This is a genomic window from Chromatiales bacterium (genome assembly GCA_020445605.1).
Classification (GTDB): domain Bacteria; phylum Pseudomonadota; class Gammaproteobacteria; order JAGRGH01; family JAGRGH01; genus JAGRGH01.
The window spans coordinates 101084-115409 of sequence record JAGRGH010000049.1; the positions used below are offsets into that span (position 1 = coordinate 101084).

Below are 14326 nucleotides of genomic sequence, written 5' to 3' on the forward strand. Positions count from 1 at the left end.
CGCCGGTCTTGGTGGCGATCTCCTGGGTGACCTTCCTGGCGTAGTGCGGGGAGTCTGTAGCGATGTAGTCGAAGATGCGGTGCAGATCACGCTTGGCCTGATGCGACCACCTTACCACCGCTCGATCTCGCGCAGGAGATCCTCGTGGGGGGTGGTGCGGCCGGCCTCGACGTCCTCGCGGCCCTTGCGGACCTTGTCGAGCACGTAGAGCCGGTACATGATCTCGTCCATATCGGCGTCATCGGGCAGTTTGCCGATGGACTCCAGGGCTTCTTGTTTGGCGGGTTGCATGGCGGCCTCCTTCAGCCTCTTTTACGCGTTGACGGCCTGGTGGTCCAGGGCCGTGAGCGGCGTTTGCATCTTGTACTTGGCGATCATGCCGTCGATGAGCCGGATGATCGCCTCCTGGTCCTCGGCCTCGAAGCGCTCGACGGCCTGAAAGCGCCAAAACAGCCGGTTGTTGCCGAGCGGGCTTTCTTCGGCCGGATTGCCGGTGAGCAGGTAGTCCACCGTGGTGGCCAGCGCGTCGGCCAACTTGATGAGCATCGCCGCCGGCGGCAGGTTGAGTCCGCTCTCGTACTTGTTGAGCTGCTGGAAACGGATATAGACCTTGGCGGCGAGTTCCTTTTGCGCCCAGCGCTTTTGCTTGCGCAACTCCTTCAGGCGCGCCCCGAAGGCCTTGCGGAAATCGTCGTTCCGCATGGCGAGCAATACATCCAGGTTCATGGTGACCTCCGCAGTGTAGGGGCGTGTTCCAGATACAACCTAACGGATGCTCCAGTTAAGCATAAAAATAACTCCCCGAACGAGTCAACTCAGCCATTGATAGGGTGTAGGGGGTTGGTGTGGGGGGGCAGCCCTTTTAGACGTCCGCCAACAAGCCGATCCGGTTCACCAGGGGCTCGACCGGGGTGCGCTTTGCCTACGACGCGGCCCGAAACCGCTTCCTCAAGCAAACGGCGGCCGCGACGACCCACTACCTGGACAAGCTCTACGAGCGCAGCTTCGAGACCGACGACCAGGGTCAGCCCGTCACCAAGGCACGGCATTTCATCTACGTCGGCGGCAACGCGATCGCCGTGCACACGAAGACCGAGGGCGCGGTCGGGCTGATTGCCGCCGAGACCGCGTTCATGCACCACGACGCCCTGGGATCGGTCGATACGGTCACCGACCTCAAGGAGAGGGCGCTTGTAGGCGACGTCTGGCCTAGCGATCTGCGTCTTGCTGCACAGGCTCCAGCAGCTGCGCTTGGTCATTGGCCGGCCGATTGACGGCACGGCTGACCGGAAAGCCTTCCATGGCCTCAGCCGGATAGGGTGCAAGCATCGCCTGCAGCTCGTCGGGTTTCCTGAACTCGGGATCCAGCCACTTCGCGTAATCCTTTTGCGCCAGGATCACCGGCATCCGGTCATGCACCGCAGAGACACATTCATTGGCCGTGGTCGTGATCAGGGTGCAGGATTCCACGACGGGGCCTTCACGGTCCCAGCGCTCCCAAAGCGCGGCGAAAAAGAACGGCTCGCCATCGCGCATCCGGAAGTGATGGGGGTGCTTGCCGCCCGCAACGACGGCCCATTCATAGAACCCGTCGGCACACACCAAGGCGCGCCTGTGGCGAAAAGCAGCCCGGAACGCTGGCTTGGAGGCCACGGTTTCGGCTCTGGCGTTGATCAGTCGATTGCCGATGGAGGGCTCTTTGGCCCAGAACGGCACGAGCCCCCAACGCAGCATGACCAGTTGCGGACCGGCGTCCGAATCTTCACGCGCCGCCAGCACGTGGCTGCCCGGGGAGATGTTGTAGCGAGGCGGCAGATCAGGAACGCCTGATCCCTCGATCCCGAGGATTCTGGAAAACCGGTAGCTTGGAGTGTGATTGGTGTAGCGCCCGCACATGGAGCGCCATTGTGAGGCCTGGGCCAATCGAGCGCCGGGACACGGTGCACTGGACTCCCGATCCAGGGGTTTTCGCGAAACTTTCGTAGTTTGCGCGTACGACCAACCACCACCAACGTCGATTCGACGAGGTTCTAGATTATACTTTACATAATAAACATTATGCGCAATCTTGAAACGGGGGCAGACCGTTCGCGGAGGGATCGAAATCTCTAGCCCGCGCACCGCTCAATCAGGCGATACTAAAACTTTTAATACAATTGCTTACGCCACACATCGCATGCCAATTATTGGATCAATTCCTTTGCACCTAGTCCTCAGCGAAGAAGTTCATCACTGCTTCTGCTTCGGACAGGGTTGGCACCTTTTCAACTGGGTTCCCCCAGTCGTCGATCACGTCGAAATACTCATATCCGTCGCCAGTGTCGACGACGCGTTCGATCGTATAGGCACCGCGGGTCCGCACGATTTCCCGGGTGATCATATTTCGTCCGCCTTTGCGGGCAACACCTGCCCACTGGTGATCCCGGCTTCATAATCGCGGAGAGGCGGATCGCGTGAATCCCAATCCACGGATGGGATGGCAGGGATTGCGGTATGCGCCGCAACGCCGATACCTAGCCGGCAAAAGCCTCGAGGACGGCCTCGGCCTCTTCGATGGTTTCTAGCTTGTCGACGCAATTTCCCCAATCGTCAACAACCTCGAAAGACTCAAAGCCGTCGCTTGGGTCCGTGATGCGCTCGATTCGGTAACCACCGTTGCTCTTGATGAGTTCTCGTGACTGCATGTGGTCGGCAACTCCGGGCTCTGCCAGACCCTAGCATCGCTCGGGAGCGAGGGCCTTGGCGTGGGTCAATTTTTCGTGTTTGTCACAAGGGACCGATGCGGCAGATCGGGCTGATTGCTAGACGGCGGAGTCGGCGAGCCGCAGCGGCTTCTCGCTGCGGCAAAGGAGTTCGGGTTTTCGGTTCCGGAATGGCGCGGTCAGGTCCAGGCCTCGCCGTAGTCGTGCGTGATTTCGTCGCCGGGCTTTATTGCCCGCAGTGCGACCACGGTAAAGTCGTCGAGGTAGACGGCGTTGGGTCGTTTCGAATGGTTGATGAATCGCATCGCATTCAGTACGCGGTACCCTGCTTCGTTTCCGTCCTCATCCTCGATCCACAGCACGTAGGCCCCGTTTCGCCGCGCGGGCTGGACCTCGCAGGTGCCGATGACGGTGTCACGCGGAATCTTTTCCCCGGCAAACAGGCCGCGGCCATGAATGCCGCTGCGTGCGACGTAGGTGTTGGGTGGTTTCACAGCCTTCTTCGGTGCGGATTTTCGGGTCTTCATGAATCAGCGTCAGGTATCGGTGGCGGCGGAATGTGAAAGTCGCGCACGCAGAAGGCGAATCTGGTCAGGGTCTGCGCTGTCCCCGGTGAGAATGATGGTCCGGCGGCGTTTGTTTGCGACGCGAAATTGAAGCACGATCACAACGGCGGTGACAACGGAAGCATCCAGCAGACGTGCCGAATGTTCGCGGCCGTTGGCGAGAGTGAGCACCCATGTCCGGTCGTCGAGCAGCCGCATGCGGACGATGGCGCCCGGATGCGTGCGTCGGGCGTGCAACGACAGGTCGCGCCACAACAGCAATGCCAGCAGGATGGCGGCGATGGCGCGTGCCGCAACGCTTGTCTGCGGCAAGCCGAACGCCAGTGCGGCGAGCGCAAGGGAATACAGCGTCGCCAGCACGAACCCGGCCTGCTGCGACGGGAGAAGCTTCAGTTCAAACGCTGTTTCGGATTGCACGGACCAGACGCGCCATGTCTTGGTCGGCGGGAATCTGCTCGCCCAGCAGCCAGCCGGCGAGCACGTGGTCGTTGAGCCCAAGCAGGGTTTCGAAATGCTGCCGGTCCGATTCAGCAAGCGAATGCAGACCTCGAGCCAGAAAGGCGTTCAGCAGCAGATCGAGCTCGCGCATGCCACGGCGACACTGCCATTGCAGGCGCCGCAGATCGTGGGCGACATCGTTCAAATCGCCTTGCGCAGCATCAGGTTCTTGATGTTGCCGATCGCGCGCGTCGGGTTCAGTCCCTTGGGGCATACGTCCACGCAGTTCATGATGGTGTGACAGCGGAAGAGTTTGTAAGGCCCGTCCAGCGCATCGAGGCGTTCGTCGGTCGCCTGATCGCGGGAATCCGCCAGAAAGCGCCAGGCCTGCAGCAGCGCCGCCGGCCCAAGAAAGCTCTCGGGATTCCACCAGAATGACGGACAGGACATCGAACAGCAGCCGCACAGGATGCATTCGTAGAGCCCGTCGAGTTCGTCGCGTTGCGCGGGCGACTGGCGAATCTCGTGTTCGGGATCGGGGTCGTTGCGTACCAGCCAGGGTTTGACGGCGCGGTACTGTTTGTAGAACGGCGCCATGTCGACGATCAGATCGCGGATGACAGGCACGCCGGGAAAAGGGCGCAACTCGATGGGCTGTTTCAGGTCGGTCAGTGGCGTAATGCACGCAAGTCCGTTGCGACCGTTGATGTTCATGCCATCGGACCCACAGATGCCCTCCCCGCACGAGCGCCGGAAACTCAGCGTCTCGTCCTTTTCCTTGAGTTTCAGCAAGGCCTCCAGCAGCATCATGCCGGGCTCGATATCGGCATCGTCCAGCACGTGCCGCTGCATGTAGGGCGCGGAATCCACGTCCGGGTCGAAGCGATAGATCTGAAATTCCACGGGCTTTGCTCCAGGGGACGTCAGTACACGCGTGGTTTTGGCGGGAAGGTTTCCACCGTCAGCGGTTTGGTTCGAACCGGTTTGTAATCGACCGAGTCGGCATCGAGCGAATAAAGGCTGTGCCGCATCCAGTTCTGGTCGTCACGTTCGGGATAATCGATGCGTGAATGTGCGCCGCGGCTTTCCTTGCGTGACAGCGCGGCCGACGCCGTTGCGAGGGCGATGTCGATCAGATTCTCGAGTTCAAGGGCCTCGATACGCGCGGTGTTGAAGACGCGGCTGTGATCGCGCAGGCGCGCATTGGCGACTCGCGCGCGAATCTGCCGCACCTTTTCCACGCCTTCCGCCATGACCTCCTCATTGCGGAACACGCCGATGTGATCCTGCATCGCACCCTGAAGGTCGTGATACAGGGTGGAAACGTCCTCGCCATCCGGGTTGTTGCGCTCCCAGCGTTCGAGGCGACCGGTGATTCGAGCCAGTGCCGAATCCGGAATCGGTCGCTGGAAGGGATGCTCGGCCAGATACGCCAGCATTGCGTCCCCGGCGGACTTGCCGAACACGAGAATGTCGAGAACGGAATTGCCGCCGAGCCGGTTTGCGCCGTGAACCGACACGCAGGCGCACTCCCCTGCTGCGTACAGGCCCGGGACCACTTCTTCCGGTCCGGTGCCGACCGGCGCTACCACCTCGCCGAGGCGATTGGTCGGAATGCCGCCCATCGTGTAGTGCGCGGTCGGGAACACCGGGATCGGCTTGAAGGCCGGATCGATATGCAGAAAGGTCTGGCAGGTCGCGCGAATGCCCGGCAGACGCTTTGCGACGATTTCCTCGCCCAGATGATCGACCTTCAGCAGCACATGATCGCCGCGCTTGCCACAGCCGCGCCCCTCGCGCACCTCGGTGGCGATCGCGCGACTGACCACGTCGCGGCTCGCGAGATCCCGTGCGTTCGGTGCGTAGCGTTCCATAAAGCGCTCGCCATCCTTGTTGACGAGATAGCCGCCCTCGCCGCGCGCGCCCTCGGTAATCAGCATGCCCTTGCCGGCGATGCCCGTGGGGTGAAACTGGACGAACTCCATGTCCTGCAACGGGATACCGGCGCGCAGCGCCATGGCCATCCCGTCTCCGGTATTGATCAATGCGTTGGTATTGGTGCGATACATCTGACAGGCGCCACCGGTGGCGAGCAGTGTGGTTTTCGCCTCGATCAGATAGACGTCACCCGTTTCGATCTCGATCGTAACCGCGCCGACGATCACACCTTCCTCGTCGCGTAGCAGATCGACAGCGAAGAATTCATCGAAGAAATGCGTCTTCGCACGAATATTCTGCTGATAGAGCGTGTGCAGCACCGCGTGCCCGGTGCGGTCCGCCGCCGCGCAGGTGCGCATCGCCTGGGCGCCGCCAAAATTCTGGCTTTGTCCGCCGAACGCACGCTGATAGATTCGACCGTTGTCCAGGCGCGAGAACGGCACACCGAAGTGTTCGAGTTCGTAAACCAGCTGCGGTGCCTCATGGCACATGAACTCGATGGCATCCTGGTCGCCAAGGTAGTCACTGCCCTTGACGGTGTCGTACATGTGCCAGTGCCAGCTGTCCGGCAGCACGTTCGCGAGTGCGGCGTTGATTCCGCCCTGCGCGGCAACGGTGTGCGACCGCGTCGGAAACACCTTGGAAACGACGGCCACCCGGGCATTGCCCTGCGACAGATGCAGCGCGGCCCTGAGCCCTGCCCCGCCCGCGCCGATGATCAGGGCGTCAAAATGTCTGCGTTGTATATTCACTGAAGTTTCGGTCGCTACAGGGCTGCGATGCTGCGCAGAATCCAGAGTCCGCTGCCAGCCAGCACCAGGATGACCCCACCAAGCAGCGCCAGGCGGATCGGCAACGGTTTGATGTAATCGATCGCAATGTCGCGCATGCCGACCCACGCATGGATCAGCACGGAACCGACGAACAGCAACGTCGCCACCGATACCACCGGGCGTGCGAGCCACTCGCGCAGACTCTGGTACTGAACAGGGGCCGCCAACGCAAAGTGCACGACGACATAGATGAGAAACAGTGCGATGTAGATGGCTGTGGCGCGTTGCCACACCCAGGCGCGCAGCCCACTCGCCTGACGGCTCACCAGAGCACCGCCATGATTCCCGCGGAACAGAGCAAGCCGAGGATCATGACGGCCCATGCCGAGCGCCGCGCCGCAATGCGCTCGATTCCGACGTGTACATCCAGCAGCAGGTAGCGGATGCCGGCGAACAGATGATGCAGCAGGCTCCACAGCACGATGAACAGGGCAATTCGCCCGGGCCATGAGTGAAACACGGCACGTACGTACTCGAAACCTGCCCGACTATGCAGGGCTCGGTCGAGCAGCCAGGCGGAAATCGGCAGGACAAGAAACAGCAAGAACCCGCTCGCGCGGTGGCCGATCGACATCACGGCCGCAACCGGCTGGCGGATTTTCAGCAGGTTAATGAAAACCGGCCGCTTGCGTGCGAGGGTGGCATCATTCATTGAAATACGCCGTGCGCCCGCAGCATAGTATTGCGCATTGCAATAATCAACATTTGATAAATAATCTGTTAAAACAACTACTTATGTTTTATATCTCGAACCGGGTCACGCGCGCAAGGGGGTTTCAAGGGCACCGCGCACGGATTGTGCAAGTCCGGGTCCGCGGCGCGTCTGTCGCATCGAACGGCCCAAGAATAACGCTGTGATCCGATGCTGGTAAGCGGTCCCATCACCCACCTCGCGGTAGCCGTCGTGCGCGGCGCGGATCGTGCGCGTTTCCTGCATGCCCAGCTCACCAATGACGTCCAGTCACTGCAAACTGGCCAGACCCGCCTGACCGGTTACTGTACGGCCCAGGGCCGCGTATTGGCACTGCTGCGTATTGGTGCGCTCGCCGATGCATGGATTGTTGAGCTTGGACGCGAGCTTGCCGAGCCCACGCTGACGCGCCTGCGACAGTTCGTGCTCCGTGCCGACGTACGTTGTGCACTCGGCTATGAGTCCATCGCAGGTTTCGGTGTCGCGGGACCTGCGGCCGCAGGCTGGTTGAACGCGCGAGGGCTTTTACCCCCGCCTGCCGGGCAAGTTGCCGGGGTGCCGTTCGATACCGGCGGCACAGTGGTCCTCGCAGACGCACGCATGCCCGGCCGCTTTGCGGTGTACGGGCCGACCGAAGAGATCCAGCGGCTTCAATCCCTGCTGCCCATCAATGCGAAGCAGGTGCCCGCGGAGCGCTGGCGCTGGTTCGACATTGCGGCGGGCCAGCCGAATCTGTTCAAGGCGACCAGCGGCGAATTCATCCCGCAGATGCTCAATCTGGATGCGATCGATGCAGTCAGTTTTTCCAAGGGCTGTTACCCGGGGCAGGAAATCGTCGCGCGCACTCAATACCTCGGCAAGATCAAGCGGCGGATGTATCGGCTGCATGCCGATGCGTTTGAGTCGTTGCCCGAGCCCGGCGCACTGATTGCCGACGAGGCTCAAGCCACCGTTGGCAGGATTGTTGACGCTCAGCCGACCGGCGACGGGTCCGGAGCAGACCTGCTGGCGGTGATTGCGACGGAATCCGCCGATACGGGCGCACCGCTGTTCGCGGCGGGCACGAGCCCACTTCGCGTGTTGCCGCTGCCCTATCCCCTGCCCGCGCCGCGAGCCGAGTAGATGCTGGATGCACCTGGTCTGCGGCAATTGACGCGGGCCTTCTCCGGTGTGCTTGACGAGGATGAGGATCTGCGCGATCAACTTGCCTCCCGCGCGAGCCTTGTAACCCTTCCAGCCGGCGCCACTATCTGCAACGAGGGGGATATCTGCAGCACGCTTGCGCTTGTGCTTGAAGGCGTCGCGCGGGTCTACAAGCTTGGCGAGACCGGTCGGGAACTGTCCCTGTACCGGATCTATCCGGGCGAATCTTGCATCCTAACCGCGTCATGCATTCTGAGTCTGTCGCGATTTCCAGCGATCGCGGTCGCCGAGACGCCGCTGGTGGCTGCGGTAGTCCCGGCCACCGACGTCCGCGAGTGGCTGTCGCATTCGGTCAGCTGGCGCAACTACGTATTCCGGCTGATTGCCCAGCGAGTTGGTGCGATTATCGCAGTGGTGGAGGAAGTCGCGTTCAAGCGCGTTGACCGGCGGATTGGCGAGCTTCTGCTTGCTCGCTGCGCCGACCAGGACAGCCTCGCGATTACACATCAGGCGATCGCCGATGAACTGGGTACGGCGCGCGAGGTAGTCACCCGCATTCTCCGTGACCTGGAACTGCGCGGTGCGCTGGTGCTGGGACGCGGCATTGTTTCCGTGATTGACCGGGATCTTCTGGTCAGCGAGGCTGGCGGCTGAACCGGGAACGTCGGTGACAATGTTACAGACAGCACCGATTTCGGCGCCTATCATGACTAGGTGAGCTTCCAAACCCAACAGAGGAAATCGACATGAGTGCAAATGTTGGCGGTATAGATCGGGTGCTGCGCATCGTGGTTGGCCTGGCCATCATCGGCTGGGGCATCTACGCGAAGAACTGGTGGGGCGCGGTGGGCGCGATCCCCTTGGTGACCGCCCTGATCGGCTGGTGTCCACTCTACGCGCCGTTCGGGATCAGCTCGCGCAAGAGCGCCTGAGCCGCATCCACCTGGTGCAAAGCCCATGGACGGGCTTTCAGGCAGGAACGACCTGATCGTTCCGCCCGGGATGAGCGTTTCGGCCGCGTCGGACAGTGCGGTCACACTTGAAACGCGGCGCCGTTTGCGCTTGTATTACTCCTTAACGACGAAACTGTTACGGTTTCGTTTCAGAAGGAGGCGCGTACGATGCGGAATCAACTTTCCATCGGCGTTCTGGCCGCCGGCCCGGTCGCTGCGTTGGTGCTGGTCGCCGGCGTGATCGCGTCCTCCGCCAGTGCCGTTGCAGTACGCAGCCCAGATCGGCATGCGAACGATGCGTCGGCAGTGCGCGCCCTGGCCGCTCATCGCGCCCGTGCACGGGATCTGACCCAAAAGGCCAGGGTTCTCGAGCAGCTGACCTTGCGTAGCGCGGATCAAGGCTCGGTTCCTGCCCGTTCCCACGAAATGCTGTTCGACCTGATCGAAATATTCGCGCAGGATCGCTGGCCGGACCCCGATGAGCGGGTCGCGATTCTGAACCGGCTCTACGAGCGCGAACTGGAACTTGTCGAACTGCGCGTCAAGGGCTTCGACCACCGCGCTGACTATCTTGAACGGCGCAGCCGCCTGCTACTAGATCGTCCCGCCCTGTAGTGCTTGCTGCCGGCTATTCCGGCCGCATGTGGGGAAACAGCAGCACGTCGCGGATCGACGGCGCATCGGCAAACAGCATGACCAGCCGATCGATGCCGATGCCCTCACCCGCCGTCGGTGGAAGACCATATTCCAGGGCGCGGATGTAGTCCGCGTCGTAGTGCATGGCCTCGGCGTCGCCGGCGTCCTTCTCGGCGACCTGGGCGCGAAACCGTTCGGCTTGATCCTCCGGGTCGTTCAACTCGGAAAATCCGTTCGCGATCTCGCGGCCGCCTACAAAAAACTCAAAACGGTCCGTGACGAACGGATCGGCGTCGCTGCGCCGCGCGAGCGGCGACACTTCGGTCGGATATGCGGTGATGAACGTCGGATCCGTCAGGCGGTGCTCGACTGTCTTTTCGAAGATCTCGATCTGGATCTTGCCGAGTCCGTAGCTGTCCTTGATCTCGATCCCGAGCCGTTCAGCAACCGCACGCGCGCGGTCCGGATCGGCCAGATCGCCGGAGTCGATGTCCGCGTTGAATTGCAGGATCGAGTCGAAGACGCTGAGCCGGTTGAACGGTTTGCCGAAATCAAACGTCTCGCCCTGGTAGCGCACCTGGCTGCCGCCCAGCAGATCACGGGCCATGTTGCGCAGCAGGTCTTCGGTCAGATCCATGAGGTCGTGGTAGTTCGCGTAGGCCTCGTAGAACTCGAGCATCGTGAACTCGGGATTGTGCCGCGTGGACAGGCCCTCGTTGCGGAAATTCCGGTTGATTTCATAGACGCGCTCGATGCCGCCGACCACGAGCCGCTTTAGATACAGTTCCGGCGCAATGCGCAGATACATCTGCATGTCGAGCGCGTTGTGGCGCGTGATGAACGGCCGTGCCGTCGCGCCGCCCGGGATGACCTGCATCATCGGGGTTTCGACTTCCTGGAATCCACGCGTGTTCAGGTAGTCGCGGATGTACTGAATGACCGCGCTGCGCAGGCGGAAGGTCGCCCGGGTCTCGTCGGTCATGATCAGGTCGACGTAGCGCTGACGGTAGCGCAACTCCTGATCCGCGAGACCGTGAAACTTGTCGGGCAGCGGGCGCAGGCTCTTGGTCAACAGGCGAAGTTCGTCGACCCGGATCGACAGCTCCCCCGTCTTGGTCTTGAACAGCACGCCGGCCGCGCCGACGATGTCACCGATGTCCCAGCCCTTGAAGGCCTGGTAGGCATCCGCACCGAGCGTATCGCGTTGAACAAACAGCTGGATGCGGCCTGACATGTCCAGCAGATGGCCGAAACTGGCCTTGCCCATGACGCGGCGGCTCATCAGCCGCCCGGCCACGCTGACGCGGATGGCCTCGGCTTCCAGTTGGTCGCCGCTCTTCTCGCCGTGGGCCGAGTGCACCAGTGCGGCCATCGAATCGCGGCGGAAATCATTCGGAAACGCGTTGCCGGCCGCACGCAGTTCGGCAAGCTTCTCGCGTCGTTGCGCGATCAGCTTGTGTTCGTCGACTGCTGGAGTTTCGTTTTCGGACATGGGAATGATGTAAAGTGCTGGTTAAAGGCCGGCCTTGAGGCTGGCCTCGATGAACGGGTCGAGATCGCCGTCGAGCACGGCCTGCGTGTTGCCGGTTTCGTGGCGTGTGCGCAGGTCCTTGATGCGCGACTGGTCCAGCACGTAGGAACGAATCTGACTGCCCCAGCCGATGTCGGACTTGCTGTCTTCGAGCGCCTGGGCCTGTTCGCGCTTCTTCTGCATTTCGAGCTCGTAGAGCTTGGCCTTGAGCTGCTTCATCGCCGTGGACTTGTTCTTGTGCTGGGAGCGGTCGCTCTGGCACTGCACGACGATGCCACTCGGATTGTGCGTGATGCGCACGGCCGATTCGGTCCGGTTGACATGCTGGCCACCCGCGCCGGATGCGCGGTAGACGTCGATGCGCAGGTCCGAAGGGTCGATCTCGATCTCCACATCGTCATCGATCTCGGGCGATACGAACACGGCCGCGAACGAGGTATGCCGCCGGTTACCGGAATCGAACGGCGACTTGCGCACGAGGCGATGCACGCCGGTCTCGGTGCGCAGCCAGCCGTAGGCGTAGTCGCCTTCGAATCGTATCGTGGCGCTCTTGATACCTGCGACCTCGCCCGGTGAGACCTCGATGAGCTCGGTGGCGAAGCCGCGCTGTTCACCCCAGCGCAGGTACATGCGCAGCAGCATCTCGGCCCAGTCCTGGGCTTCGGTGCCACCCGAACCGGCCTGGATGTCGAGGAACGCGTTGGCGATGTCCATCTCGCCGGCAAACATGCGCTGGAACTCCAGCGCGGCAATGGAGGATTCGATGCGGTCCAGGTCCGCCGCGACGGATTCGATCGTGTCCAGGTCGCCCTCGGCGGCGGCCATCTCGAGCAGTTCGCCCGCATCGGACACGGCTGCGCCGACATTGCCCAGGGTTTCGACGACCTGTTCGAGCTGGGCGCGTTCGCGCCCGAGTGCCTGAGCACGCTCGGGGGCCGCCCAGATTGCGGGGTCTTCCAGTTCGCGCAGGACCTCGGTCAGTCGCTCGCTCTTGGTGTCGAAGTCAAAGATACCCCCTGAGGGACGTGGAGCGCCCTCTGAGGTCGGCGATCTGCGCCTTGAGTTCGTTGATCTCGGCCACGTTCGTGGTGCCTTTGCCCGGTGTCAAGAAAGCCGGGCATGTTACTACATGGTTGCCGGGCCGCGCGGAGCGGCACCCGGACTTTGCCTGGAAAGCGCCTACACCGCGCCTTCGAACAGCAGTCGCGCCGGGGAAATCAGCACGCCGAAGTGCTCGCACCACACGACGACGTTTGGATACTGCCGCGGATCCACGCCTGCCGGGATGCGGTAGTTCTGGCTGCCCTTGAACGCGCGTAAGCGGCCGAGATCGACGTACATGCTGGCGGCGACATCCGTAGCCGGGGTGACCGTTTCCTCCGGCACGAGGTAGAGGTGATAAGCCGGCCCCGGGCCGACCTCGAAGTCGTCTTCCAGACGCACCAGTCCATCGTAGAGACTGATCCGGCCGCGCCCCCAGTGCAGACGATCGCCGGGGTCGGCGTGGATGAAGCGGCCCTGCGCGAGCGGTCGTCCCCCCGCACTGCCCGGCAGGGGTTCCTCGGCGACGATGTCGGCCTGGAACAGAAACGGATAGGCAAAGATGCCGCCGGCAAAGCCCCCTGCGCCGCCTAGCGCGAGTGCGACCAGAAACGTCCAGAAATATCGCATCACCCACTCCTCATGCCGCCGTTGCGGCATTGACGGTTATCATTGGCGGCCAGCCGGATCCTCCGGATACTGCTTGCCCCGCTCGCTTCGACTTCGCCCGGATCCAGCATGTTCGATTTCCTGAAACGATTTACCGCCCGCGTCGGGATCCTTCGCGTGATGCTCGGCATCCTCGCGCTGGTTCTCGTCGCCCTTGCCCAGCCACGCGGCGCCGAAATCGCCACGGAGGGCTGGGCGATGGCGTCCACGCTGATTGCGCCATCCCTGGTGCCGTTGCTGATCTTTGGTCTGCTGCTCGACATGCTGGTGTCGCGCGTGTGGATGTCCGGCGCCAGCGCGGAGAAGCTTGCACGCCAGCGCATGATCATTCGTTTCGATGCCGTTCTGCTGTTGCTGGTGGCCATCGCCTGGGCGCCGTTTTTCTCTTCGCTCGTTGTATAAGCGTGACCGGGACGCGACATGGATCCATGCAATCAGCGTTTGCCGACCAGCACGTCCTTGGCCTGATTGATCTTGGCGGCGAGAAAATCCGATCCGCCGCGATCGGGGTGGACCCGCTGCATTAGCCGGCGATGCGCGGTGACGATCGCATCCCGATCCGCATCTTCCGCCACGCCGAGGATCGCTCGCGCCTCGGTCGGTGACATCGACCCGTCCCCGCCGGTATCGCGTCGCTCGCCATCGCCGCCGCTGGGCGACCACCCCGAGAAGCGTCGTTCCAGGTAACTGCGCAGCAGCGCACGCGAGTCCGCGTCGTCGGCAATCTCCGCCCAGAGGCGTTCGAGCGCCGCGCGATCCAGGTCGGCGAGACGCATGCCGTACTGTGAGCCGTCGATGACTTCGCCATCGAGTTCGCCGCTCGTGTGATCCAGCTCCATGCGCAGATAGCGTGAGGCCACCGAAGAGATGCCCGGTCGGGCCCCGGCCGCCGCCGCCCGTGCGCGGCGATTGGACTGAATCCAGTGGTATAGGCCCTTGAACAGCGGCACGTAGCGCAGCAACGGCAGCAGCCGTGGCAGAAACGCCAGTGCCGAGCCGATCAGCGCAAACAGCCACGACAGCCGCCCGGTGGCCGCCAACGCGATGAGGATCACGCCAGCGGCGACAAGTCCCGCCCGCTTGAAGGTGCGCAGCGCCTGCTTGGGCGGCGTACGGATGAACCAGTGGATCGCGAGAATCACGCCCAGCGCAAACGCAATCAGCAGCAGGAGTCGACCCATGGGC

General features: G+C 62.5%; 22 protein-coding genes. 6 read left to right on the forward strand and 16 right to left on the reverse strand.

Annotated elements, in window-relative coordinates; all coding sequences use genetic code 11:
* Nucleotides 1-111: 111 nt before the first annotated feature.
* Nucleotides 112-291, reverse strand: a complete 180-nt coding sequence (locus tag KDG50_10770; protein MCB1865905.1) for a hypothetical protein — start codon at nt 289-291, stop codon at nt 112-114.
* 21 nt (nt 292-312) lie between these two features.
* Entirely contained in the window at nt 313-726 is a 414-nt protein-coding gene (locus tag KDG50_10775) for a helix-turn-helix transcriptional regulator (GenBank protein ID MCB1865906.1), read from the reverse strand.
* Nucleotides 727-911: 185 nt separating this feature from the next.
* Between KDG50_10775 and KDG50_10780 the strand changes: the two genes are divergently transcribed.
* A complete protein-coding gene (locus tag KDG50_10780) occupies nt 912-1274 on the forward strand; it encodes a hypothetical protein (GenBank protein ID MCB1865907.1) in 363 nt (120 codons plus the stop codon).
* Here KDG50_10780 and KDG50_10785 read toward each other — a convergent pair.
* The 10 genes from KDG50_10785 to sdhC form a co-directional block, all read right to left on the reverse strand.
* Nucleotides 1210-1896 carry an SOS response-associated peptidase gene (locus KDG50_10785; GenBank protein ID MCB1865908.1) on the reverse strand — a complete coding sequence of 229 codons (687 nt, stop codon included), beginning with the start codon at nt 1894-1896 and terminating at the stop codon, nt 1210-1212. The two genes, KDG50_10780 and KDG50_10785, sit on opposite strands and share 65 nt — an antisense overlap.
* 310 nt (nt 1897-2206) lie before the next feature.
* Entirely contained in the window at nt 2207-2380 is a 174-nt protein-coding gene (locus KDG50_10790) for a hypothetical protein (GenBank protein MCB1865909.1), read from the reverse strand.
* A 133-nt stretch (nt 2381-2513) separates the two neighbouring features.
* The gene (locus KDG50_10795) at nt 2514-2684 is read right to left on the reverse strand and encodes a hypothetical protein (GenBank protein MCB1865910.1); all 171 of its coding nucleotides are present in this window, start codon (nt 2682-2684) and stop codon (nt 2514-2516) included.
* 197 nt (nt 2685-2881) lie between these two features.
* Nucleotides 2882-3229 (reverse strand): SET domain-containing protein-lysine N-methyltransferase, encoded by a 348-nt coding sequence (locus tag KDG50_10800; GenBank protein MCB1865911.1) that lies wholly within the window; start codon nt 3227-3229, stop codon nt 2882-2884.
* Nucleotides 3230-3238: 9 nt separating this feature from the next.
* On the reverse strand, nt 3239-3628 hold the full coding sequence (locus KDG50_10805; protein MCB1865912.1) for a hypothetical protein: 390 nt from the start codon (nt 3626-3628) through the stop codon (nt 3239-3241).
* A 34-nt stretch (nt 3629-3662) separates the two neighbouring features.
* Nucleotides 3663-3911, reverse strand: a complete 249-nt coding sequence (locus KDG50_10810; GenBank protein ID MCB1865913.1) for a succinate dehydrogenase assembly factor 2 — start codon at nt 3909-3911, stop codon at nt 3663-3665.
* Nucleotides 3908-4609, reverse strand: a complete 702-nt coding sequence (locus KDG50_10815; GenBank protein MCB1865914.1) for a succinate dehydrogenase iron-sulfur subunit — start codon at nt 4607-4609, stop codon at nt 3908-3910. Before KDG50_10815 ends, KDG50_10810 begins: the two co-directional genes overlap by 4 nt.
* Nucleotides 4610-4629: 20 nt before the next feature.
* Nucleotides 4630-6396, reverse strand: coding sequence for a succinate dehydrogenase flavoprotein subunit (sdhA, locus tag KDG50_10820; GenBank protein MCB1865915.1), 1767 nt, complete (start codon nt 6394-6396; stop codon nt 4630-4632).
* Nucleotides 6397-6410: 14 nt separating this feature from the next.
* Nucleotides 6411-6743, reverse strand: a complete 333-nt coding sequence (sdhD, locus tag KDG50_10825; GenBank protein ID MCB1865916.1) for a succinate dehydrogenase, hydrophobic membrane anchor protein — start codon at nt 6741-6743, stop codon at nt 6411-6413.
* On the reverse strand, nt 6740-7129 hold the full coding sequence (gene sdhC / locus KDG50_10830; GenBank protein MCB1865917.1) for a succinate dehydrogenase, cytochrome b556 subunit: 390 nt from the start codon (nt 7127-7129) through the stop codon (nt 6740-6742). Before sdhC ends, sdhD begins: the two co-directional genes overlap by 4 nt.
* Before the next feature lie 210 nt (nt 7130-7339).
* Between sdhC and KDG50_10835 the strand changes: the two genes are divergently transcribed.
* From KDG50_10835 to KDG50_10850, 4 genes are all read left to right on the forward strand, one after another.
* Nucleotides 7340-8290, forward strand: a complete 951-nt coding sequence (locus tag KDG50_10835; GenBank protein MCB1865918.1) for a folate-binding protein YgfZ — start codon at nt 7340-7342, stop codon at nt 8288-8290.
* Nucleotides 8291-8965: a Crp/Fnr family transcriptional regulator gene (locus KDG50_10840; protein ID MCB1865919.1), complete on the forward strand. Its 675-nt coding sequence runs from the start codon at nt 8291-8293 to the stop codon at nt 8963-8965.
* 92 nt (nt 8966-9057) lie between these two features.
* A complete protein-coding gene (locus tag KDG50_10845) occupies nt 9058-9243 on the forward strand; it encodes a DUF2892 domain-containing protein (protein ID MCB1865920.1) in 186 nt (61 codons plus the stop codon).
* Between the two features lie 189 nt (nt 9244-9432).
* The gene (locus KDG50_10850) at nt 9433-9879 is read left to right on the forward strand and encodes a hypothetical protein (protein MCB1865921.1); all 447 of its coding nucleotides are present in this window, start codon (nt 9433-9435) and stop codon (nt 9877-9879) included.
* Nucleotides 9880-9892: 13 nt separating this feature from the next.
* Here the strand turns inward: KDG50_10850 and lysS are convergent, their stop codons facing one another.
* From lysS to KDG50_10865, 3 genes are all read right to left on the reverse strand, one after another.
* A complete protein-coding gene (gene lysS / locus KDG50_10855) occupies nt 9893-11392 on the reverse strand; it encodes a lysine--tRNA ligase (GenBank protein ID MCB1865922.1) in 1500 nt (499 codons plus the stop codon).
* Nucleotides 11393-11413: 21 nt separating this feature from the next.
* Nucleotides 11414-12512, reverse strand: a protein-coding gene (gene prfB, locus KDG50_10860) for a peptide chain release factor 2 (GenBank protein ID MCB1865923.1) whose coding sequence is annotated in 2 segments (ribosomal slippage) — nt 11414-12436 and nt 12438-12512 — 1098 coding nt in all. Because the reading frame shifts where the segments join, the coding sequence is not laid out codon by codon here.
* 98 nt (nt 12513-12610) lie between these two features.
* A complete protein-coding gene (locus KDG50_10865; GenBank protein MCB1865924.1) occupies nt 12611-13102 on the reverse strand; it encodes a DM13 domain-containing protein in 492 nt (163 codons plus the stop codon).
* A 108-nt stretch (nt 13103-13210) separates the two neighbouring features.
* Here KDG50_10865 and KDG50_10870 point away from each other — a divergent pair, with 108 nt between their 5' ends.
* Nucleotides 13211-13543, forward strand: coding sequence for a hypothetical protein (locus KDG50_10870; GenBank protein ID MCB1865925.1), 333 nt, complete (start codon nt 13211-13213; stop codon nt 13541-13543).
* Between the two features lie 32 nt (nt 13544-13575).
* Here the strand turns inward: KDG50_10870 and KDG50_10875 are convergent, their stop codons facing one another.
* Nucleotides 13576-14322, reverse strand: coding sequence for a molecular chaperone DnaJ (locus tag KDG50_10875; GenBank protein MCB1865926.1), 747 nt, complete (start codon nt 14320-14322; stop codon nt 13576-13578).
* Nucleotides 14323-14326 lie beyond the last annotated feature (4 nt).

What these genes read in the sequence shown, in the direction of transcription:
- KDG50_10835 (MCB1865918.1), top strand. Translation starts at nt 7,340, where the DNA reads ATGCTGGTAAGCGGTCCCATCACCCACCTCGCGGTAGCCGTCGTGCGC.
- KDG50_10795 (MCB1865910.1), bottom strand. Translation starts at nt 2,684, where the DNA reads ATGCAGTCACGAGAACTCATCAAGAGCAACGGTGGTTACCGAATCGAG.
- KDG50_10875 (MCB1865926.1), bottom strand. Translation starts at nt 14,322, where the DNA reads ATGGGTCGACTCCTGCTGCTGATTGCGTTTGCGCTGGGCGTGATTCTC.
- KDG50_10865 (MCB1865924.1), bottom strand. Translation starts at nt 13,102, where the DNA reads ATGCGATATTTCTGGACGTTTCTGGTCGCACTCGCGCTAGGCGGCGCA.
- KDG50_10840 (MCB1865919.1), top strand. Translation starts at nt 8,291, where the DNA reads ATGCTGGATGCACCTGGTCTGCGGCAATTGACGCGGGCCTTCTCCGGT.
- KDG50_10870 (MCB1865925.1), top strand. Translation starts at nt 13,211, where the DNA reads ATGTTCGATTTCCTGAAACGATTTACCGCCCGCGTCGGGATCCTTCGC.
- KDG50_10850 (MCB1865921.1), top strand. Translation starts at nt 9,433, where the DNA reads ATGCGGAATCAACTTTCCATCGGCGTTCTGGCCGCCGGCCCGGTCGCT.
- KDG50_10775 (MCB1865906.1), bottom strand. Translation starts at nt 726, where the DNA reads ATGAACCTGGATGTATTGCTCGCCATGCGGAACGACGATTTCCGCAAG.
- KDG50_10845 (MCB1865920.1), top strand. Translation starts at nt 9,058, where the DNA reads ATGAGTGCAAATGTTGGCGGTATAGATCGGGTGCTGCGCATCGTGGTT.
- KDG50_10790 (MCB1865909.1), bottom strand. Translation starts at nt 2,380, where the DNA reads ATGATCACCCGGGAAATCGTGCGGACCCGCGGTGCCTATACGATCGAA.
- KDG50_10785 (MCB1865908.1), bottom strand. Translation starts at nt 1,896, where the DNA reads ATGTGCGGGCGCTACACCAATCACACTCCAAGCTACCGGTTTTCCAGA.
- KDG50_10770 (MCB1865905.1), bottom strand. Translation starts at nt 291, where the DNA reads ATGCAACCCGCCAAACAAGAAGCCCTGGAGTCCATCGGCAAACTGCCC.
- sdhC (MCB1865917.1), bottom strand. Translation starts at nt 7,129, where the DNA reads ATGAATGATGCCACCCTCGCACGCAAGCGGCCGGTTTTCATTAACCTG.
- KDG50_10800 (MCB1865911.1), bottom strand. Translation starts at nt 3,229, where the DNA reads ATGAAGACCCGAAAATCCGCACCGAAGAAGGCTGTGAAACCACCCAAC.
- lysS (MCB1865922.1), bottom strand. Translation starts at nt 11,392, where the DNA reads ATGTCCGAAAACGAAACTCCAGCAGTCGACGAACACAAGCTGATCGCG.